Origin of the sequence: Anaeropeptidivorans aminofermentans, assembly GCF_940670685.1 — a bacterium.
GTDB lineage: Bacteria > Bacillota > Clostridia > Lachnospirales > UBA5962 > Anaeropeptidivorans > Anaeropeptidivorans aminofermentans.
On the sequence record NZ_OW711693.1, the window covers coordinates 2,065,896 to 2,086,179 of the forward strand.

General features: G+C 38.7%; 19 protein-coding genes. 3 read left to right on the forward strand and 16 right to left on the reverse strand.

Going from position 1 to position 20,284, the window contains the following annotated elements:
• Positions 1-11 precede the first annotated feature (11 nt).
• The 13 genes from NBX03_RS08630 to rimP all read right to left on the reverse strand — a co-directional run bounded on the left by NBX03_RS08630 (position 12) and on the right by rimP (position 12,926).
• Entirely contained in the window at positions 12-2,357 is a 2,346-nt protein-coding gene (locus tag NBX03_RS08630) for a penicillin-binding transpeptidase domain-containing protein (RefSeq protein WP_250227384.1), read from the reverse strand.
• Between the two features lie 42 nt (positions 2,358-2,399).
• Complete coding sequence (locus NBX03_RS08635; protein ID WP_250227385.1) at positions 2,400-2,927, reverse strand: cell division protein FtsL; 528 nt, start codon at positions 2,925-2,927, stop codon at positions 2,400-2,402.
• 14 nt (positions 2,928-2,941) lie between these two features.
• Positions 2,942-3,874, reverse strand: a complete 933-nt coding sequence (gene rsmH / locus NBX03_RS08640) for a 16S rRNA (cytosine(1402)-N(4))-methyltransferase RsmH (RefSeq protein WP_250227386.1) — start codon at positions 3,872-3,874, stop codon at positions 2,942-2,944.
• Positions 3,875-3,930: 56 nt separating this feature from the next.
• The gene (gene mraZ, locus NBX03_RS08645; protein WP_250227387.1) at positions 3,931-4,362 is read right to left on the reverse strand and encodes a division/cell wall cluster transcriptional repressor MraZ; all 432 of its coding nucleotides are present in this window, start codon (positions 4,360-4,362) and stop codon (positions 3,931-3,933) included.
• A 238-nt stretch (positions 4,363-4,600) separates the two neighbouring features.
• Complete coding sequence (locus tag NBX03_RS08650) at positions 4,601-5,515, reverse strand: bifunctional riboflavin kinase/FAD synthetase (protein WP_250227388.1); 915 nt, start codon at positions 5,513-5,515, stop codon at positions 4,601-4,603.
• Positions 5,516-5,584: 69 nt separating this feature from the next.
• On the reverse strand, positions 5,585-6,493 hold the full coding sequence (gene truB / locus NBX03_RS08655) for a tRNA pseudouridine(55) synthase TruB (RefSeq protein WP_250227389.1): 909 nt from the start codon (positions 6,491-6,493) through the stop codon (positions 5,585-5,587).
• A complete protein-coding gene (locus NBX03_RS08660; RefSeq protein WP_250227390.1) occupies positions 6,483-7,448 on the reverse strand; it encodes a DHH family phosphoesterase in 966 nt (321 codons plus the stop codon). The genes truB and NBX03_RS08660 overlap by 11 nt, the downstream gene beginning before the upstream one ends.
• 2 nt (positions 7,449-7,450) lie before the next feature.
• Entirely contained in the window at positions 7,451-7,819 is a 369-nt protein-coding gene (rbfA, locus tag NBX03_RS08665) for a 30S ribosome-binding factor RbfA (protein ID WP_250227391.1), read from the reverse strand.
• Between the two features lie 22 nt (positions 7,820-7,841).
• Positions 7,842-10,646, reverse strand: coding sequence for a translation initiation factor IF-2 (gene infB / locus NBX03_RS08670; RefSeq protein ID WP_250227392.1), 2,805 nt, complete (start codon positions 10,644-10,646; stop codon positions 7,842-7,844).
• A 30-nt stretch (positions 10,647-10,676) separates the two neighbouring features.
• Entirely contained in the window at positions 10,677-10,979 is a 303-nt protein-coding gene (locus NBX03_RS08675; protein WP_250227393.1) for a L7Ae/L30e/S12e/Gadd45 family ribosomal protein, read from the reverse strand.
• The gene (gene rnpM / locus NBX03_RS08680) at positions 10,972-11,256 is read right to left on the reverse strand and encodes an RNase P modulator RnpM (protein ID WP_250227394.1); all 285 of its coding nucleotides are present in this window, start codon (positions 11,254-11,256) and stop codon (positions 10,972-10,974) included. Before rnpM ends, NBX03_RS08675 begins: the two co-directional genes overlap by 8 nt.
• 15 nt (positions 11,257-11,271) lie before the next feature.
• Complete coding sequence (gene nusA / locus NBX03_RS08685; protein ID WP_250227395.1) at positions 11,272-12,441, reverse strand: transcription termination factor NusA; 1,170 nt, start codon at positions 12,439-12,441, stop codon at positions 11,272-11,274.
• A 20-nt stretch (positions 12,442-12,461) separates the two neighbouring features.
• Positions 12,462-12,926 carry a ribosome maturation factor RimP gene (rimP, locus tag NBX03_RS08690; RefSeq protein WP_250227396.1) on the reverse strand — a complete coding sequence of 155 codons (465 nt, stop codon included), beginning with the start codon at positions 12,924-12,926 and terminating at the stop codon, positions 12,462-12,464.
• Positions 12,927-13,304: 378 nt separating this feature from the next.
• On the opposite strand from rimP, the gene NBX03_RS08695 reads away from it, so the two are divergent.
• The 3 genes from NBX03_RS08695 to NBX03_RS08705 all read left to right on the forward strand — a co-directional run bounded on the left by NBX03_RS08695 (position 13,305) and on the right by NBX03_RS08705 (position 17,097).
• On the forward strand, positions 13,305-14,009 hold the full coding sequence (locus tag NBX03_RS08695) for an ABC transporter ATP-binding protein (protein ID WP_250227397.1): 705 nt from the start codon (positions 13,305-13,307) through the stop codon (positions 14,007-14,009).
• The gene (locus tag NBX03_RS08700) at positions 14,010-15,629 is read left to right on the forward strand and encodes a putative ABC exporter domain-containing protein (protein WP_250227398.1); all 1,620 of its coding nucleotides are present in this window, start codon (positions 14,010-14,012) and stop codon (positions 15,627-15,629) included. It abuts the gene before it with no gap.
• Positions 15,630-15,867: 238 nt separating this feature from the next.
• Entirely contained in the window at positions 15,868-17,097 is a 1,230-nt protein-coding gene (locus NBX03_RS08705) for a 6-phosphofructokinase (RefSeq protein WP_250227399.1), read from the forward strand.
• 136 nt (positions 17,098-17,233) lie between these two features.
• Here the strand turns inward: NBX03_RS08705 and tnpA are convergent, their stop codons facing one another.
• The 3 genes from tnpA to ilvB all read right to left on the reverse strand — a co-directional run bounded on the left by tnpA (position 17,234) and on the right by ilvB (position 20,216).
• On the reverse strand, positions 17,234-17,707 hold the full coding sequence (tnpA, locus tag NBX03_RS08710; protein ID WP_250227316.1) for an IS200/IS605 family transposase: 474 nt from the start codon (positions 17,705-17,707) through the stop codon (positions 17,234-17,236).
• 160 nt (positions 17,708-17,867) lie between these two features.
• Positions 17,868-18,263, reverse strand: coding sequence for a methylglyoxal synthase (gene mgsA / locus NBX03_RS08715; RefSeq protein WP_250227400.1), 396 nt, complete (start codon positions 18,261-18,263; stop codon positions 17,868-17,870).
• 288 nt (positions 18,264-18,551) lie between these two features.
• Positions 18,552-20,216: a biosynthetic-type acetolactate synthase large subunit gene (ilvB, locus tag NBX03_RS08720; protein WP_250227401.1), complete on the reverse strand. Its 1,665-nt coding sequence runs from the start codon at positions 20,214-20,216 to the stop codon at positions 18,552-18,554.
• Positions 20,217-20,284 lie beyond the last annotated feature (68 nt).

Genomic DNA, 20,284 nt, shown 5'->3' on the forward strand with positions numbered 1-20,284 from the left:
GTAAATTAAAATTAATTTGATTTTTCAGTATATATAACTATTTCAGTGCCTTTTTGAATTTTTATCTCGCTTATAAGCTGGGAAACTACCTTTTCTTCCTGTACCTCGGAAGAATCTTCGGGTGGAGTTTCGGTTTCCTGAGTGCTGCTTCCAAGGGGCGCTTCATTTTTGGCTGAATTAACCTTATTTTCAATAATTACGGGAACTAAGCCGGCTTTTACAACAATTTCCTGAGCCTGGTCCTTTGTCATTCCAACAACATTTGGAACAAGAACGATATCCTGACCATCACCTTCCTCTTCAATTGTAATAAATACTTTGCTTCCCTTGGCTACCCGGGTTCCCGAAGCCGGAATTTGATTTTTGACTTTAGAACCGCTTCCTGTTACTTCGTAAGTTAACCCTAGATAGTTTAAGCTGTTGATTGTTTCTGAAATACTCTTTCCTGTATAGTCTTCAATCATAAGCGTATCTTCATAAAGCCCTGATTCACTTTTTTCTGCTTCTTCTGACGGCGGTATTTTCTTGTATTGGATTATAAAGCTGGTTAAATCCCTTGCCATAGGGATAGTCTTTGCATTTGCACCGTCGTAATTTGTTGATCTGTCTATAATGGAAAGTATGATGTATTGAGGGTTATCGGCCGGAAAATATTCCATAAATGTTAAGGTAAGGGCTTCGCTTCCGTCTCCTACCTTTATACCCTGCTGGGCTGTACCTGTTTTTCCGCCTATTTTATAGCCTTCAATAGCCGCTTTCTTTCCTGTTCCCCCTTCTTCCACAACAGACGTAAGGGCCTCTCTCATCCAGCTTGAGGTTTCTTCTGAAATGATTCTTCTTTGAACCGTAGGTTCGTTTTCTGAAACTATATTTTTGTTTTCATCTACTACTCTTGAAACTACATAGGGCTTCATCAAATTCCCACCGTTTATAACAGAGGAAAAGGCCGTTATCATCTGTATAGCCGTCATATTAAAGCCTTGGCCCATGGCACATACCCCAAGCTCTACAGGATTCAGCTGAGAAAGGGTATAATAAAGGCTTGTGCCTGTTCCGCCTTCTCCCGGAAGGTCTATTCCCGTCTTTTCGCCTACGCCATAGTCCTTTTGATATTTATAATATTTTTCTCTTCCGAGCTTTTCTACGATGTCCATTACACCTACATTGCAGGAATGGGCAAGAACCTCTTTCACATTCTGATGGCCGTGGCCTGCACTCCAGCAGGGTATTCTTACCCCAAGAATATATTTTTCACCGCCGCAGTAAAATGAATCATTAGGCGTTATTACGCCTTCTTCCAAGGCGGCTGCAACTACAAGGGGCTTATAGATGGAGCCTGGTTCAAATGTATATGAAATATTAAAATTCTTCCATATGGAATATAAGGCTTCTGTCCTTTTTTCGCCTTCAAGAAGCTCAAGATTGACTCTTAAATCCTCCTTATTGATAGATGCGATATCAAAGGGGTCATTAAGGTCATAAGAAGGATATTGGGCCATGGCTATAATCTCGCCGGTATTCGGCGCCATAACCAATATAGCCGCATTTTCCGATTCGGCCTCTTTGCCGTATTTTTCAACAAGGCGCTGAGCTTCCTGCTGTATCATTAAATCAATGGTTGTAACAACCGTATAGCCCTTTACAGGGTCTATTTTTTCCGTTACGGCATTATTGTCTTTATCATAAAGGCGAACCATCCGCCCTGCTTTTCCGCTAAGCTCGTCGTTATACTGGGCCTCTATCCCCCAGTTGCTGTTATCTCCTCTTGTAAAGCCGATAAGAGCAGATGCAAGATTCTTTCCCGGGTACCGTCTTAAAGTGTCTTCCTCAAACCAAATATAGCCCGAAACCCGCTGTTCAAGCTCTTCTTTCTTTTTTCCGCTGACATTTTTCTTAATTCTAAGATAATTGCTTTCTGCGTTGGAGGTTAAATACCCTTCAAGGGTTTCTATGGGGATTTCAAGAATTTCATTAATGGCTGAAAAAGCATTGTTTTGATATTCAGCCTGTTTATCTTCATCAAGGCTGTCTCTTCTTTCAAGAAAAACCTTAACGTCAAATATTACATTATATACCGTAGTGCTTACTGCAAGGGCCTGGGTATTTTCATTCCTGTCTAAAATATCCCCTCTGTTGGGCATAATTGTTCTATCCACCGCGTTTTTAGTTACCTGCTGAATAATGGCTTCTCTTTCGTATGCGTTTCCAAACTCTGCTTTTATGTAAAATATTCTTACAGTAAGCCCCACGAAACACAAAATAAAGCAAAATATAATAAACTTTAGTTTTCCGGCTCTTTTTTTTCTTTGAATTTCTATGGATCTTCTGTCCATAGATTTATTATTTCTATTTCTCATAACAATCAATTCCCTAAATATAGTGTTATAGCCTTTAGTCTATTATTTAAATAGCCCTAAGCTGCCGAGAAATCCACTGGAGGCAAGTTTCGTTTCTTCCTTGGGATTCGTCGTTTCAGTATCGTAATGGATGGTATAGCTTTGCTTGGGAACATTAATATATCTTATTTGATGAGGCTGAGGCTCGGACATTTTAAGCTTTGTTCTTGCTATTTCCTCAATTTTATCCAAATCCATTGTTTCGGAAACTTCCACCGTAAGATTTGCCGTATTAGACTGTTCTTCCTTTAAGAGAGTCAAACGCTTATTATTTTCAAGCTTTTGTCTGTTTGTATTTGAGATGGCAAGAACACATATAAAAGCACAGGCAAATATTACTCCTATTATGAGATAAGCCGCTAACCCTATGCTTGAACCGGGATTCTCCGCACGGACATATTTGGGGCCTTGCTTCTTTCTCTTTTTTATCCGTCTTTTAACCTTTTCTTCCGGCTTAAAATCATAGGCCGTAGAGGTACTGTTATAATCATTATTTCTGTTATAGTAAGCATTTTTCCTTGCCTGAGCCATATACAATCATCTCCTTACAGCTTTTCCGCCACTCTAAGCTTCGCACTCCTTGATCTGCTATTGATATCTATTTCGTCTTCCATTGGGATAATGGGTTTTCTTGTTACTATTTTTACAGAAGGCTTTTTACTGCATACACATATAGGAAAATCACTGGGGCATGTGCACGGATTTTCAAGAATTTTAAATGCATTTTTAATAATCCTGTCTTCCAGCGAATGGAAGGTTATGATGCAAAGTCTTCCCCGGGGATTAAGCCTGTCCACAATGTCGTTAACCGCCTGCTTTAATATTTCAAGTTCCTGATTCACTTCTATTCTTATGGCTTGAAATGTTCTTTTAGCCGGATGGGGCCCATCTTCCCTTGCCTTTTTAGGGATAGCCTTTTTAATTATGCTCACAAGCTCAAAGGTCGTTGTGATGTCTTTATTTTCTCTTTCTTTTACGATAAACTGGGCTATGCGCTTTGCCCAGCGTTCTTCCCCGTAAGCATCAATAATTTCTGTAAGCTTTTTTTCATCATATTGATTGACGATTTCAAAAGCTGACAAATGCTTTCTCTTATCCATACGCATATCTAAGGGAGCGTCCTGCATATAGGAAAATCCTCTTTCTCCTTCGTCAAGCTGAAACGATGACACCCCTAAATCAAGAATAGCCCCATCTATTTTTTCTATAGAAAGCTCGTCCAATATAGTTTGTATATGGGAAAAATTATTTCTTACATAAGTTACATTTTTAAAATCTTTCAGCCTTTCTTTAGCGAAATTTATGGCAAAATCGTCTTGGTCTATGCCCAAGAGCCTTCCCTCTTGTGATAGTCTTTTGCATATTTCAAGGGAATGGCCGCCGCCGCCAAGGGTTCCGTCTACATAAATGCCATTCGGCTTTATATTAAGATACTCTATACTTTCATTTAAAAGCACAGAGGTATGTGAATATTCCATATTACACCTCTTCCTAAGGCTTCCGGTATGATTTCTGTTTTGATATGAGTAAAAATTTATATGCCAAGCTGTGCCATTCTGTCAGCCAGCTCTCCGTCAATAAAATCTGATTCACTGTTATAAGCTTCCCAGCTTTCCTTTGACCATATTTCTATTTTCGTAGTAAGCCCTACAGATACTATTTCCTTTATAATCTGTGCATATTCTCTTAAGTTTGAAGGAATCAATATTCTGTTTTGATTATCAGGCTCGCATTCAACGGCACCGCCTATAAAAAACCTCTGAAATCTTCTTACCCCTGCATCTGATGAGGGAAGGGATTTCAGCTTGTCCGTAAAGATGGTCCATTCAGAAATGGTGTATATAGAAAGGCATTTATCAAGGCTCTTGGTGATAATAAAGCGCTCTCCAAGGCCCTCTCTAAATTTAGAGGGGACGATCAATCTGCCTTTTCCGTCGAGGCTATGCTGATATTCGCCTAGAAACATTTTATCCACCACTTCATATCAAATTCAAACCACTTTACTCTACTATTAACCCCATTGTAATATATCTAAAATGAAATTTCAACAGAAATTTAATGAAAGTTTATGCTCTTAAACTGCAAAAAACTGTTTTTTTAAGCAAATCATATTAAAAAAGAACCCATATCTATAAAAATACCGGTTCTAAAAAATTTTTTTAGGCATAAAAAAAGAGAGGTTACCCTCTCTCTTTTATGTATATTTATATATTAAAATATTCTTTTGCCTTTTTAGTATCCATAGCCATTTGGTCTTTAAGAGCGTCTACGCTATGAAATTTTTCTTCCTTGCGTATCATCTTATAAAACTCAACCTTTACAAACTCTCCGTATATTTCTTCATTAAGACCAAGCACATAGGTTTCAACAGTTTTTATCTTTCCGTCAACTGTGGGATTGCTTCCTACGTTTGTTACGCCAAAATATTCTTTATCTTTTCTGTATACCTTGGAAGCATATACGCCGTCTAAAGGAAGCAGCTTATCTTCATGGGGTATCAGATTGATTGTGGGAAAGCCTAAGGTTCTGCCTATCTTTCTGCCGTAAACCACATTGCCTGTTACATAGTAGCATCTGCCAAGCATTTCATCGGCTGTATCAATATACCCGTTTATAATATAATCTCTTATATTAGAGGAGCTTATTTTTTCATTATTAAAAAAACAATGGGGAATGGGAATGGTTTTATAGCCATATTTTTCTTCAAAGGATTTTAAAACTTCAATATCCCCCTTTTGCTTTCTGGCAAAGCGGTAACCCTCTCCTACAACAATAATACGACTTCCGAGTTTTTCTATTAGTATTTCTCTTATGAAGTCTTCAGGCTCCTTCTGAGAAAAATCAATTGAAAAAGGATAGTTAATAAATACGTCTATATATGCATTTTCCAGTAGGTTCTTCTTTTCTTCAAGGGTATAAATGGGCTTTATTTTTATGCCTTTCAAGGCTTCTTTAGGGTGCGGCCAAAAAGACAGCACCACGCCTGTAAGGCCTAAATCTTTTTTATGCTCTATAACCGATTCAATAAGCTTCATATGCCCTTGATGCAAGCCGTCAAAATTGCCTATTGTAACCACCGTATCATTAAGTTTAAAATCTTCTGTATCATAATAAATCAAAATATCACCTTGCTCTATCTATGGCATCTATTAAAAGCGAAATTTAAGCTGAAGGCTTAATTTAACTCTTTAAATATTGCTTAAGTCGGTTAATATGGTAACCGGCTTTACAAATTCTCCCTCAAGCTTATATATTCCTATAAACTTTTTTTCATAATTATAAAGCTTATATCTTCCCTCTGAAGCAAGGCCTGTTTTGTCAAACAAATATCCTGTGCTTATTTTATTGCCGTTATATAAATATTTGTTGGCTTCTTCCCGAACAAATATACTTTTCATATTATATAGAGCCTCATCAGGCGGTATAATAATGCTCTCTATATCGCCCTTTTCAGCTAATTCCTTAATGACTTCCAGCTTAATGCTGTCTTTTATAAAAAACTTACCGCATTGTATCCTTGTAAGGGCTTCCATACAGCCGCCGCAGCCTAAAAGCTTTCCAATATCGTGGCAAAGGGTTCTGATATAGGTTCCCTTGGAACAAAGAACGTCCATGCTGATGGTATAATCGTTAATAAATTCAATATTTTCAATGGCATAAATATGTATGGCTCTCGGCTTACGCTCAATCTCCACACCTTTTCTTGCAAGCTCATAAAGCTTCTGCCCGGAAACCTTTATGGCTGAATACATGGGAGGAATTTGCTCCTGCTCTCCTGCGAAGGATAAAATAGCCTTTAATATTTCATCACGGTGAGGAATTTCATCCTTTTGACAGATAATATTGCCCGTCATATCCTGGGTATCTGTTTCTATACCAAGGCGCAAAAGAGCCCGATAGCCCTTTGTTCCGCCTTGGATATAGTCTGCAAGCTTTGTAGCTTTGCCAAGACATACGGGAAGCACCCCCTCCGCTTCCGGGTCGAGAGTTCCTGTATGTCCTGCTTTTATTTTAAGGGTTCTTTTGATTATGGCCACAACATCATGCGATGTATAGCCTTTTTCCTTATATATATTGATGATGCCGTCATTCGTCATTTTTAAGCTCTCTTTCAACACGGCTTACAGCTTTGGAAAGTGCCGTAAGGACATCTTCTTCCATGGAGCAGCCTGCCGCATAGATATGGCCCCCGCCGCCGAATTCCACAGCGATTTTACTTACATCAATGCCTGTGGATCGGAAGCTTATTTTTATATCTCTTTCAGCCTTTTCATAAGCAAAAACTGAAACGGCAGCACCCCGAGTATTAATCATATATTCAGCTATGCCTTCAAGGGCTCCTGATTTGACAGAAAACTCCTGCAACTCAGCCTGAGTAACATAGCTTGATACAATGCCGTTTTCCATATTCATTTTGCTGATGGCTCTGGAGAATATTTTTGCTTCGTTGAAACTGTGCCTGCTCATGATTTCCGTATAAATATCTGTAAAAGGGATTCCGTATTCATAAAGGCTTATAATGGTTTTTAAAGTTTCAGGGGAAGTGCTTTGAAACCGAAGCCCCCCTGTATCAAAAACAATGCCTGCATATAAAGCGGAAGCAATATCAATATCTATATTGTCAAAAATTCTAACAAGCTTATATATCATTTCAGATGTAGACGAAGCCTCAGGCTCTATAATATTATACTGACCGAAATAATTATTACTTGCATGATGATCGATTACAAGCTTTTTTTCGGCTCTTTCAAATACCTCTAAAGCCTTTCCGACTCTTCCTATATCCCCGCAGTCAACGGCAATAAATAAATCAGGGTTTAAATCACTGTAGGAATCCCTATAGATATACTCCGTACCCTTAATGAAGGAATATCTGCTTTGATAATCGTCTATAAGAACTCTGCATTTTATCCCCAATTTATTGATGCTCACGGCAAGTGCAAGACTAGACGCCACCGCGTCCCCGTCAGGGCTAATATGACCGGCAACCACTATATCATTAGAATTTCGGATAAGCTCCGAAACTTCCTCATAGGTGTTGTTTTTTTTCATGATTAGTCCTCCCGAGGCTTGTTGGCTTCATCGATAAGCTTTGAAATCTTTATACTGTATTCCATAGAGTCATCAATGACAAATTTAAACTCGGGCGTATTTCTTAAGTTTATTCTTCTTGCAATCTGCCCTCTTATAAAGCCGGCCGAGCTTTTAAGAACATCTAAAGCTTCCTTTTTTTCATGGTCACTTCCCATAATGGAAATATGAACTTTGCAATAGCTTAAGTCGCTTGTAGTATCAACCTTTGTTACGCTTACGACTAAAGGAAGCCTTGGATCTTTTATTTCACTGCGTATAATATCTGAAACCTCTCTTAAAATCTCGTCGTTTATACGCATGATTCTATTTTTATTGCTGGGTCGTTTCATATTTAACACCTCTCATGAAGGCCTATCTTGGTATTTCCTCCATAATATAAGCCTCTACTATGTCGCCTTCTTTTATATCATTGAAGTTGTTGAATGAAAGGCCGCATTCATAGCCTGTGTTAACTTCTTTAACATCGTCTTTGAATCTCTTAAGAGCTCCAAGCTCTCCTTCGTGTACAACGATGCCGTTACGCACAATTCTTACCTTAGAGTTTCTTGCAATCTTTCCGTCGGTTACGTAAGAACCACCGATGGTACCTACGCCGGAAGCCTTGAAAAGCTGCCTTATTTCTGCATGACCTGTAACCTTTTCCTTAAATACAGGGTCTAAAAGGCCCTTCATTGCAGTAGTAATATCCTCAATTGCATTATAAATTATTCTATAAAGCCTCATATCTACCTTTTCAGCATCGGCAACAGATTTTGCCATGTTTTCAGGTCTTACGTTAAAGCCGATAATAATGGCATTTGAAGCAGAAGCAAGCATAACGTCGGATTCTGTTATGGCACCTACGCCGCCGTGAATCGTACGGATACGAACCTCATCATTTGAAAGCCTTTCAAGGCTGTTCTTTACCGCTTCCACAGAACCTTGAACGTCTGCTTTTATAATGATATTAAGCTCTTTTACATTGCCTGATTTAATCTGGTTGAATAAATCATCAAGGGAAACCTTCTGAGGGGTGTTTTTAATCATATCCTCTCTTCCCTGAGCATGAACACTTTCAGAAACCTGACGGGCATGTCTTTCGCTCTGAGCAACATAGAACATATCTCCCGCCATAGGTACGTCATTTAAGCCGATGATTTCAACAGGGATAGACGGGCCTACTTTTTTAACCCTTGTACCCTTATCGTCTGTCATTGCTCTTATTCTTCCGTAGCAAGAGCCTATAACAATAGGGTCTCCTATTTTAAGGCTGCCGTCCTGAACAAGCACAGTTGCAACGGGACCTCTGCCCTTATCAAGTTTTGCTTCAATAACGGTTCCTCTGGCTCTCTTGTTGGGGTTCGCCTTAAGCTCACGTATTTCGGCCACAAGAAGAATCATTTCAAGCAGCTGGTCGATTCCTGTTTTCTGTGTGGCTGATACAGGCACACAAATCGTAGAACCGCCCCAGTCCTCTGTCAAAATACCATACTCTGTAAGCTCCTGCTTCACTCTATCGGGATTCGCAGAAGGCTTATCTATTTTATTAATAGCGACAATGATTTCAAGATTTGCGGCCTTGGCATGATTTATCGCCTCTATAGTCTGAGGCATAACGCCGTCGTCCGCCGCCACTACAAGAATGGCAATATCCGTAACCTGAGCGCCCCTCATTCTCATAGCTGTAAACGCCTCATGGCCGGGAGTATCGAGAAAAGTAATAGGCTTATTATTGATGTTTACTGTATAGGCACCGATATGCTGGGTTATGCCCCCTGCTTCTCCTTCCGTAACATGGCTTTTTCTTATGGAGTCGAGGAGGGACGTTTTTCCGTGGTCAACATGGCCCATAACTACAACTACCGGAGGGCGTTCAACAAGGTTTGCATCGTCGTCTTCATCTTCTTTGAAGGCCTCTTCTAAAATATCTATTTCGTCGGCAGGCTCTACAATAATATCAAAAGATTCCGCTATATTTGAAGCAGTATAAAAATCAACTTCCTGATTTATGGTAGCCATAATGCCTATTTTCATAAGGGGCTTTATAATATCAGATGTCGGCCTCTTCATTTTATCAGCTAAATCCTTAACTGTTATACTCTTGCCTATCTGAATTATCTTAATCTCTTCGTTGTCTTCTTCCAGCATTTTAGCCTCTTCCAATTCCCTCTGAGCTTGCAAAAGTTTTTTCTTTTCTCTTTTGGCGTTCTTTTTCGGATTTGTTTTAGGCTTAGCCACAAGTTTTGGAGCCGGCTTCTTTAAAACAACTTCTGCCTTTGGCTCTGTCTTTTCTTCAAAAAACTTATCTTTGGGATCTTTATTTTTCTCATGCCTTTTTAAGCCTTTTTGAGGATCTTTCTGATTCGGTTTTGCCGCGGTTACAAGCTCTGTTTTAGAGCTCTTCGGCGCTCCGCCGGGCCTTTGAAAACCGCCCTGCTGGGGCCTGCGCTGTCCATAAGGCTGATCCTTGCCCTGATCCTTACCGCCATCGGAAGAAGGCGTATAGGGTCTTCTATTTTGGCCTTGATAAGGGGTTCTGCCGTCCTGGGGCCTTGATTGGTCATTTGGCCTTGGCCTATCCTGATAAGGCCTCTGAGGACGCTGACCTTGATTATTGTAAGGTCTCTGGCCTTGGGTACCTTCTTGCCTTGGCTGGCCTTGGCCCTGATTCTGGCTGTAACTTCTCTGCTGCGTACCTTGATTCTGGCTATAGCTTCTTTGCTGACCTGACTGGCCTGTTCCTGCAGGCCTTGGTCTGTCTTGAGAATATCTGTTATTGTTATAGCCTTGATTTCTATCCTGATAGCTTCTGTTTTGCCCTTGGTTTTGACCCTGGCCCTGATTCCCCTGAGGAGAAGGTCTTCTTTGTCCTCTGTCTTGACCTTGGTTAGAAGCTCCCTGCCTTTGCTGATAGCTTCTGCCTTCAGAAGGTCTATTCTGCTGATGATGCTGCTGATTTTCAGCAGGTCTTGGCTTAGGCTCCTCTTTTGCTGGCTGGGGTTTAGATGCCCCTGATGAAGCATTTTTGAAAAAATCCTTAACTGTGTTTATTTCATTAACATCAAGATTAGATGCCGGTTTTTTATCTTTTATCCCTAAACGTTCGATACAGTTTAACAGCTCCTTGCTGCTTATATTTAACTCTTTAGCGAGCTCATGCACTCTGATTTTCGACAAATTGCCACCTCCGTTTTAACCCTTAAGGAATTACTCCCTTAAAAACAACAATATCCTATCTGCCAAGCCTTTATCAATTATTACGGCAACCGGCCTGTTATTCTTTCCTATGGCCCTGCTTATTTCATCACGCAAGCCCCAGACAACATTGGGTATCTTGTAATAATCAGACTTGTTTGAAAACTTCTTTTTCGTGTTGTCAGATGCATCCGAAGCAATAATAACAAGCTTGGCCTGCCCTGACGATATAGCTTTTTCGCAGGCCCCCTCTCCTGTTACAACTAAGCCCGCCTTTTGACTTATGCTTAAATATGAAAGAGCCTTTTTATCCATTTGCGTTACCTATATGCTTTTCAAGCTCGGTTTTAAGCTTCTCATATATTTCTTTGGGTACGGCTGATTTGAAAGACCTTTCAAGGCCTTTGCTCTTATGAGCCTTTTCAAAGCATTCCGTGCTTTTGCATATATAAGCGCCCCTGCCTGACTTCTTCCCTGTTTCATCGACAAAAAATTCACCTTCCTCGTTTTTAACGATTCTAATAAGCTCCTTTTTTGCCTTCATCTCCTGGCAACCGGTACATTTTCTTAAAGGCAGCTTTCTTTGCTTCATAACAACCACCTGTTCTTAATTATAATCATTATCTTCTATATCATTTTCATAATATTGAACGTAATCCTGTTCATAAGAGGCGTCATCTAAATTATATTGCCCGTTAAAGTACATATCGTACTCTTCTTCCGTAAGGAAGCCCGGTTCTTTAGCGGAAGCCTCACTTTTAATATTGATTTTCCAGCCGGTAAGCTTTGCGGCAAGCCTTGCATTCTGCCCTTCTTTACCGATGGCAAGGGAAAGCTGATGGTTTGGAACAATAACCTTTGCACTTTGAGTAGCAGGATCGGTGATAACGGCCAATACTTTACTGGGGCTTAAAGCAGACGCTATATATTCTCTTGGGTCTGAACTCCAGTTAATAATATCTATTTTCTCTCCGTTAAGCTCGTTTACGATGATATTTACCCTGTATCCATTCTGTCCTACACAGGCGCCTACGGCGTCTACGTCGGGATTATTGGAATATACGGCAATTTTACTTCTGGAGCCTGCTTCTCTCGATATGGATTTAATTTCAACAATGCCTTCAAATATTTCGGGAACCTCATGTTCAAAAAGCCTTTTTACAAGCTCAGGATGGGTTCTTGAAACATTAATAAGGGGGCCCTTTGAAGTTTGCTTTACTTCAACGACGTATACCTTTATTCTTTGGGAAGGCCTGTATTCTTCTCCTGCAATCTGCTCATTTGCAGAAAGCATTGCGTCGACCTTTCCTAAAACGATTATAATATTCTTTCCTTCTTTTCTTTGAATAATGCCTGTTACAATGTCCTTTTCCTTCGTAATATACTCACTGTAAAGGATCTCTCTTTCAGCTTCCCTGAATTTCTGAACAACTACCTGTTTTGCCGTCTGAGCGGCGATTCTTCCGAAATTCTTAGGGGTAACGATAATATCAACAATATCTCCTAATTCATAAACGGGGTTTATTTCCTTCGCATTTTCCAGGGAAATCTCCATAAGAGAATCTTCTACGGTTTCAACTGCTTCCTTCTGAACGAAGCACTGTACGTCTCCCGTTTCCCTGTCGATTTTAACTTTTACATTTTGATTGTTTCCGAAATTTTTCTTGCATGCGGTTATAAGCGACGTTTCTATTGCTTCAAATATGACATCTGCATCTATACCTTTTTCCCGAACAATTTGGTTGAGAGCCTCAATTAATTCTGAATTGTTGCCCATTTTCTATAAACCTCCCTTTACTAAAAAATTACACTAAGTCTGCAAGAAGCAATGTCGCTAAGCTTAAAGCTTAAAACCTTACCATCTTCATCTTCTATCGTCACTGTTTCTTCTTCAAGGCCTAAAAGCTTTCCCTGAAATGCTTTTACTTTATCTACTGACTTATAAAGCTTAATATCTACAATCTCGCCTTTATATTTTTCATAATCCTCGGGCTTTTTAAGGGGTCTGTCAATGCCCGGAGAGCTTACCTCAAGGATATAAGCTTGTTCAATAGGGTCGTTTTTGTCAAGTATAGCGCTTGTTTCCTTGCTTATAAGTTCACAGTCGTCTATAGTAATTCCGCCTTCTTTGTCTGCATAAATCCTTAAATACCAATTAGGTCCTTCTTTAACAAACTCAATATCATAAAGCTCGTATCCATTATTTTCAAAAATAGGCAGAATAGAATTTTTTATTATAGATACAACGTCCTTTATAGCCATAAAATCACCCTTTTCATTCTTTACTGCTACACCAATAAACAAGAGTGGGTATATACCCACTCTTGTTAGGAAAAAATCTGCTTAATCCATTATAACACCTGCATAAGCCAAATGCAATATATATTATAAGCTATAAATTAAAATATTATAAGGATTTCCATGGATTCAGCCTGCTTTTCGTTTTGGAAATAAAACTATCTGCATAAAATACCTTCCATAATAATAGAAATCGATTTTAAAATAATAAGAAAAAACCAACTTTTACCTGATTTTATACGTATCCATTACTGAAAGTTTTATTCCCTTATGAAAATATGCTATAATTAAGCTATATTTACCGTATTTAAAACAAAATCATCATATAAGGAGATCATTACTATGCTTGAAGTATATAACCTTACAAAAAGGTATAAAAAGACTACCGCTGTTGACAATATAAGCTTTTCCGTAGCCTCTGGGGAGATTTCCATTCTCCTTGGCCCAAACGGTGCAGGCAAAAGCACAACGATAAAGTCTATCAGCGGCCTGATAAATTATGACGGTGAAATAAAGATTAACGGATTTAAAAATACGTCTACAGACGCAAAAAGAATTTTTTCATACGTACCTGAAATACCGCATCAATTTGAATATCTTACGGTTATGGAGCATTGCGATTTTATAGCAAAGGCCTATAAAGTTCCTGAAGCATCGGAAAAAATCGAAAGATACTTAACTCTTTTTGAAATGGATGATAAAAAAGATAAGCTTGGAAAAGAACTTTCAAAGGGAATGCAGCAAAAGCTCAGTATCATATGCGCTCTTATTACGGAGCCTAAATTTATTATGTTTGATGAGCCTCTTGTAGGCCTTGACCCCAAAGCCATCAGAACATGCAAAGGCCTTTTTGAAGAATTAAAAGAAAAGGGCGTCTCCATTTTAATCAGCACCCATATTATTGATACCCTTGAGGAAATATGGGATAAAGTAATTATACTAAATCAAGGCCAAGTCGTTTTTGAAAGAACAAGAAAGGACTTCGAATCCGAGTATTCCGGAAAAAGCCTTGAAGAAATCTTTTTCAGTATTACGGAGGGCAATTAAATGGGTCTTCTTATCTCTATAGGAATAAAACAAATCAAAAATTATCTAAAATCAAATAAGCTGGCTCTTCTTATGGTAATTTTCTTTATAGGAATGTTTGCCTTGAGCTTTGTAAGCCAGGATATGAATAACGTAATGCCTTACGGGGCCCCTGAACTAAGCATCGAGGCAGCAGGATTCATCATTGCTCTTGCCGCCCTTCTTTTGAGCTTTGCCCAGGCTGGAACTTTGCTGATTTCAAAGGCAGAGGCAAATATGTTTTTTGTATCCCCCATAAAAGAGCATAATATTTTAATCTATATCTTTTTAAAAGGTTCTTATCAGTTATTTTTATTCTTATTGGTGTTTACTAATTTCAATATAAATATCATAAGGCCATATTATCACTTAAATAATATTCAGTTTCTAATGCTCTATCTTTGGGAGGCGCTCCTTGTTTTAACGATTATTATGTCAGGTATTTTTCTTCTGATGGTAAGAAATAAAAATCTTTTCATCTACAGGGCATTGGAAGTAATTGTCTTCGGAGGGACTGCTCTTATACTCATCGGCTTTTTATTAAGCTATAACTCTATAGGGGCAACCAATATAGAAAGCATATTAGAAAATGTCTTAAGCCCTAAAATTTTCAATGAATATTTCTCTAAAGATATATGGAAATTTGTACCTATATCAGGATTATTTATAAATGCCGCTAAAATAGTAACTGCCCCTGATTTATCCGCTTATTTATCCATAGGGGGAATCATTCTTATAAATATCATATTTATTCTCTCCCCTTATTACATTAAAGTAAATATGGCAGAGCCGGCCCTTGAAATAGCCGAAAAGAACTTTAACAGAAGGCTCCGTAAAAAAAGCGGCCAAAGCATCAGTATAACCAATAAAGTAAAAGATTCCATTCCTATAAGGTTTACAGGATATAAGGCAATCATTTCAAAACAATGGATAGACTACAGAAGAAGCAGCAAGCTTTTTCTTTCCTCAAATGTTCTAAATATAGGCCTTGTAATGGCCATATATTTCGTTATCCTTAAAGTTACAAACTGGAGCGTAGAATCCGGGGGCGGCATAGACAGCTTCCCTTTAAGCACTTTTATGACTTATTTTTTCATATTTATCATTATGATTATTTCTCTTTTTATTGTTTCGCCGTTACCCAAGGATATATTAAGCCCTGCAATATTTCTCATACCTGAGAAATCCTTCAAAAAAATTGTCGCTATTTCTGTTGTAAGTAATTTTGAAATTTTTGCAAAGGCTGTACTTCTTTTCATATTTGGATACGGTTCGGGAATAGCTTTTGGTGTATCAATGGTCATAGCATTAATGTACTTTTTTATTTTGAGCGCTTCAGGCTTTATAGACCTTTTTGCTTATTCCGTATTTCTTGATGCCCCTCTTATGCTTCTTCGGTCTATGGTTGCGGGATTTTTAAAATCCATAGTGCTTTTAATTATTCTTGGCATATACGCAGCTTTTGTAATAATGGGATATACTTCAAACGGAGAATTCATTTTGATTCATATTCCTGCATTAGTTATCTGTGCCATTGTTACTTTTGTAATTGATGCTCTTGTCATATTTATATCAGAAGGCATCATCGACAATAGACAATAAGCACAGAAGACCAGAATATTCAAAAGGGTCTTCCACTATAATTTTTGTACAATTTATGCTATTGACAAGGTTTGCTTTCTATGTAAAAATACAGTGGTATTGATTTTTATAATAGTTGAAGAAAATTCAAAGCAGTATTTTTTCTTCAGTAAACGGCATTTATATAAATCTTAATTTATATAATCCATAAATAAGATTCTCACAATATAATTCCAAAAGACAAAAGGAGTGTTTTTTAATGGGCAGGAACATACTGATGGCTCAGTCCGGCGGACCTACCTCAGCCATAAATGCAACAATATCCGGGCTTATAGAGCAGGCAATAAAGGAGCCTTCCATAGACAAGATTTATGGTGCAAAGCATGGTATAAAAGGTGTATTAAATGAAGATTTTATCGACCTTGGAGAAGCCTTTGGAAACCCGACAGACATCATGCGTCTCTATCATACCCCCTCGGCTGCATTAGGCTCATGCCGCTATAAATTAGCGCTTCCGGAAAAAGACGATTCCGATTATGCCTCTATACTTCGTATCTTCGATAAATATGATATCGGCTTCTTTGCTTATGTCGGCGGAAACGACTCTATGGACACGGTAGATAAATTAGGCAAATATTTAAAAGCAAAAAACCGCGACGATATTATTGTAATCGGTGTTCCTAAAACCATAGATAACGACCTTGTATCTACAGATCACTGCCCCGGCTACGGTTCTGCGGCTAAATATATCGGTACAACCTTCACAGAGCTTGAAAGAGACTGCCGCGTATATGACACAAAATCCGTAACTATCGTTGAAGTAATGGGAAGAAATGCAGGGTGGCTCACAGCTGCCTCCGCGCTTTCAAGAATTCACGGCGGAATGGGTCCAAACCTTATTTATCTTTGCGAAACAGTTTTTGACAGTGAAAAATTCCTTGAAGACATAAAGGAAGCTTTCACAAAAACAAACGGCGTATTAGTAGCTATAAGCGAAGGAATAAAGGGTAAAAGCGGAAAATATGTTTCCGAAGAAGATTCAGAAAACGCTTTCGTAGACGCTTTCGGTCATAAGCATATTGCAGGTTCTGCAAGAGTTCTTGAAAAGCTTGTTATGAATGAGTTAGGCTATAAAGTACGCCCCATAGAATTAAGCCTTATTCAAAGAAGTGCCGCACATCTTGCAAGCGCCACAGACTTAAGAGAATCTAAAAACTTAGGTATCAGAGCCGTTAAACATCTTGTAGAAGGCAAAGGAAACATCATGGTAAGCCTTGAAAGAATTTCCGACAGTCCTTATGAAATCAAGCTTGGCTATGCTCCTGTAGATTCCATAGCAAACAGAGAAAAGAAAGTACCTCTTGAATGGATCAGTGAAAGCAAAAACGACGTTACACAAGAACTTATGGATTATATGCTTCCTCTTATTCAGGGAGAAGTTCCAAGCTTCTTTGAAAACGGAATCCCTAAGCATAAAATATTATTCTAAGAGCTTTTAAATCATAACTACCGGCTTAGCCGGTAGTTTGCTCTGCCCCTATAAGGGGCTCTTACTGGCATGCGTCTGAGGACGCATCGAAGCGGTTTGCCAACCGCATTTACTTCCCAATAACCGCTAAAGCGGTTTATTTTTTATTTCCTTTCACTGGCTCCCCCGTAAACGGGTCAATATATTCTAACAATGAAATTTGATCTGCTACTTTATCTTCTTGTATTTGATTTCTAATGTATTCTTCTATTTTTTTCGCATTTTTACCTACTGTATCAACATAATATCCTCTACACCAGAAATGTCTATTCCCATATTTATATTTTAAATTTGCATGTCTATCGAATATTATTAAAGAACTCTTTCCTTTCAAATATCCCATTATCTCTGATACACTATATTTAGGTGGTATTCTGACTAACATGTGTATATGGTCACTACAACATTCTGCTTCTATTATTTCTATACCTTTTCTTTCACATAATTCTCTAAGTATCTTTCCTATATCCGCCTTTAATCTTCCATAAATTATTTGTCTTCGATACTTTGGAGCAAATACCAGATGATATTTACATTCCCAGGTTGTATGTGATAAACTATTTTTGTCCATCGGACACACCTCCTATGATCTAATAATTGTGGTTGGCAAACCCACTTTATTTTATCACAGGGGGTATTTTTCTTGAAGCTAAAGCATTTTCCCTCCACCTGCATAGCAGGTGGTTTATTGTATGAGATACAATTAAAAAGGACGCTTTTGCGTCCTTTTTTTAGTTTAAAAGTTCTTTAAAATCATCTATGCCGTCTTCAATAGCTCTAAGCATTACCAAAGCCCCTGTAATATTCGTAGCAAGGGGTATATTATAAACATCGCATAATCTTAAAAGAGCATTTACATCGGGTTCATGAGGCTGAGAAGTAAGAGGGTCTCTAAAGAATATAACCAAATCCATTTCCCCTTCCGACACCTTAGCCCCTATCTGCTGGTCTCCTCCGAGGGGGCCGGAATTAAAACGGCATACGGGAAGGCCCGTCTCTTCTATTATTATTTTTCCGGTAGTCCCTGTTGCAAAAAGCTCATGGTCCTGTAAAATCTCCTTATGCTGCTGTACAAATTCAAGCATCGTTTCCTTCTTTTTGTCATGGGCAATTAAAGCTATTTTCATTCTATTCTCCGTTCCCCTTATTATATTTTTATGCTGTATTTCATATGGAATGGTTTAATATTATGCCAATAAGTATCATAAGATTCTCTGTCTTAAGTATATCATAAAGTATTATGTATAGTAAAATAATTTAATTACAGTAACAAAAGCCATTCACTAAAGACTCAAAATACAGATTTTTTTGGAAACAGTACATTTATTGCTCTCTAGCTTAAACTTCACCTATATAAGTTTATTCCTTTTCATAATAAAAGACTTAAGGGGATAAATCCTTAAGTCTTTTTAAAATTATTCCATTACAATCTGGTCTATTCCTGCCCCCGGAGGAACCATAGGATACACCATTTCATCGGCACTGATTTCAAAATTAATGACTACAGGCCCTTTATGACTTATGGCTTCCTTTAAAACAGGCTCTACCTGCTCTTTCTTTGTAACATGAAAGGCAAGGCATTTATAAGCCTTTGCAAGCTCTGCAAAATCTGTGGTTCTGTTGATGGTAGTATGGGAATATCTTTTGTCGTAGAATAAACTTTGCCACTGGCGGACCATTCCGAGGGAATGATTATTTATAATTGCCACTTTCACATTGGAATTATATTCAACAGCCGTTGCAAGCTCAATATTATTCATTCTGAAACAGCCGTCACCTGCGATATTAAATACGGTTCTTTCAGGATTTCCTATGGAAGCCCCGATACTTGCCCCGAGGCCATAGCCCATTGTTCCCAAACCGCCGGAGGTAAGAAAAGTTCCGGGTTTTTCTCTTTTAATATACTGGCAGGCCCACATTTGATGCTGCCCGACTTCCGTAACAACGATATCGTCTTTATTGATAAGCTCGGATATTGTTTCGAGGATATACTGAGGTTTAAGCCCTTCTGTATTTTCATATTTAAGAGGATATGCTTCTTTAAGGTGAAGAATATGCCCCGTCCATTCCTTATGCTTCTTTTCTTCTATTCTTGGCAGTATCCTTGAAAGGGAAAGCTTTAAATCCCCCACAACGGAACAATAACTTACGATGTTTTTATCAATCTCCGCAGGATCAATATCGAAATGAAGTATTTTAGCATTAGGGGCAAATTTATTCACATCACTTACTACCCTGTCGGAAAATCTTGTTCCCAAAGCGATAAGCAAATCGCATTCCATAGCCCCTGTATTTGAAGCCTTTGTTCCGTGCATGCCTATCATACCCGTATAATAAGGATTATCAGAGGGAAATGCGCCTATCCCCATAGAAGTAAGGGTAACAGGGGCATCAATTTTTTCAACAAAAGCTCTAAGCTCTTTTTCAGCTTCCGAAAGAATAACGCCGCCGCCTGCAATGATAAAAGGGCGTTCCGCTTCGTTTATAAGCCTTGAAGCTTCTTCAATATCCCTTTCTTTAAGCCTATCGGATACGATTTCCGGCTTTTTAGGGATTTGCGGAACGTATTCGCACATGGCCGCCGTAGCATCTTTTGTAATGTCGATTAAAACAGGACCTTTTCTGCCGCTTTGAGCTATATAAAACGCCTTCCGTATGGCATCTGCTATTTTTTCCACGTCTTTTACAATAAAGCTGTGCTTCGTGATAGGCATGGTGATTCCCGTTATATCAATCTCCTGAAAACTATCCTTTCCCAGAAGATTTTTCCCTACGTTTCCTGTAATAGCAACCATAGGAACGGAATCCATATAGGCCGTCGCTATCCCTGTAACGAGATTTGTAGCCCCGGGGCCGCTTGTGGCGATGCATACACCCACTGTCCCCGTTGAACGGGCATACCCGTCGGCAGCATGAGCCGCCCCTTGTTCATGGCTTGTAAGATAGTGATTAATCTCGTTTCTATATTTATAGAGGGCGTCGTAAATAAACAATACGGCCCCTCCCGGGTAGCCGAAAACCGTATCCACCCCTTGCTCTTTTAAACATTCTATTATAATTTCAGCTCCTGAAATTAACATATATACCTCCTAACCTTAAAGCTTTATAGACCGGCCGGCTCTGAACTAAAATAAATATATACGCCATA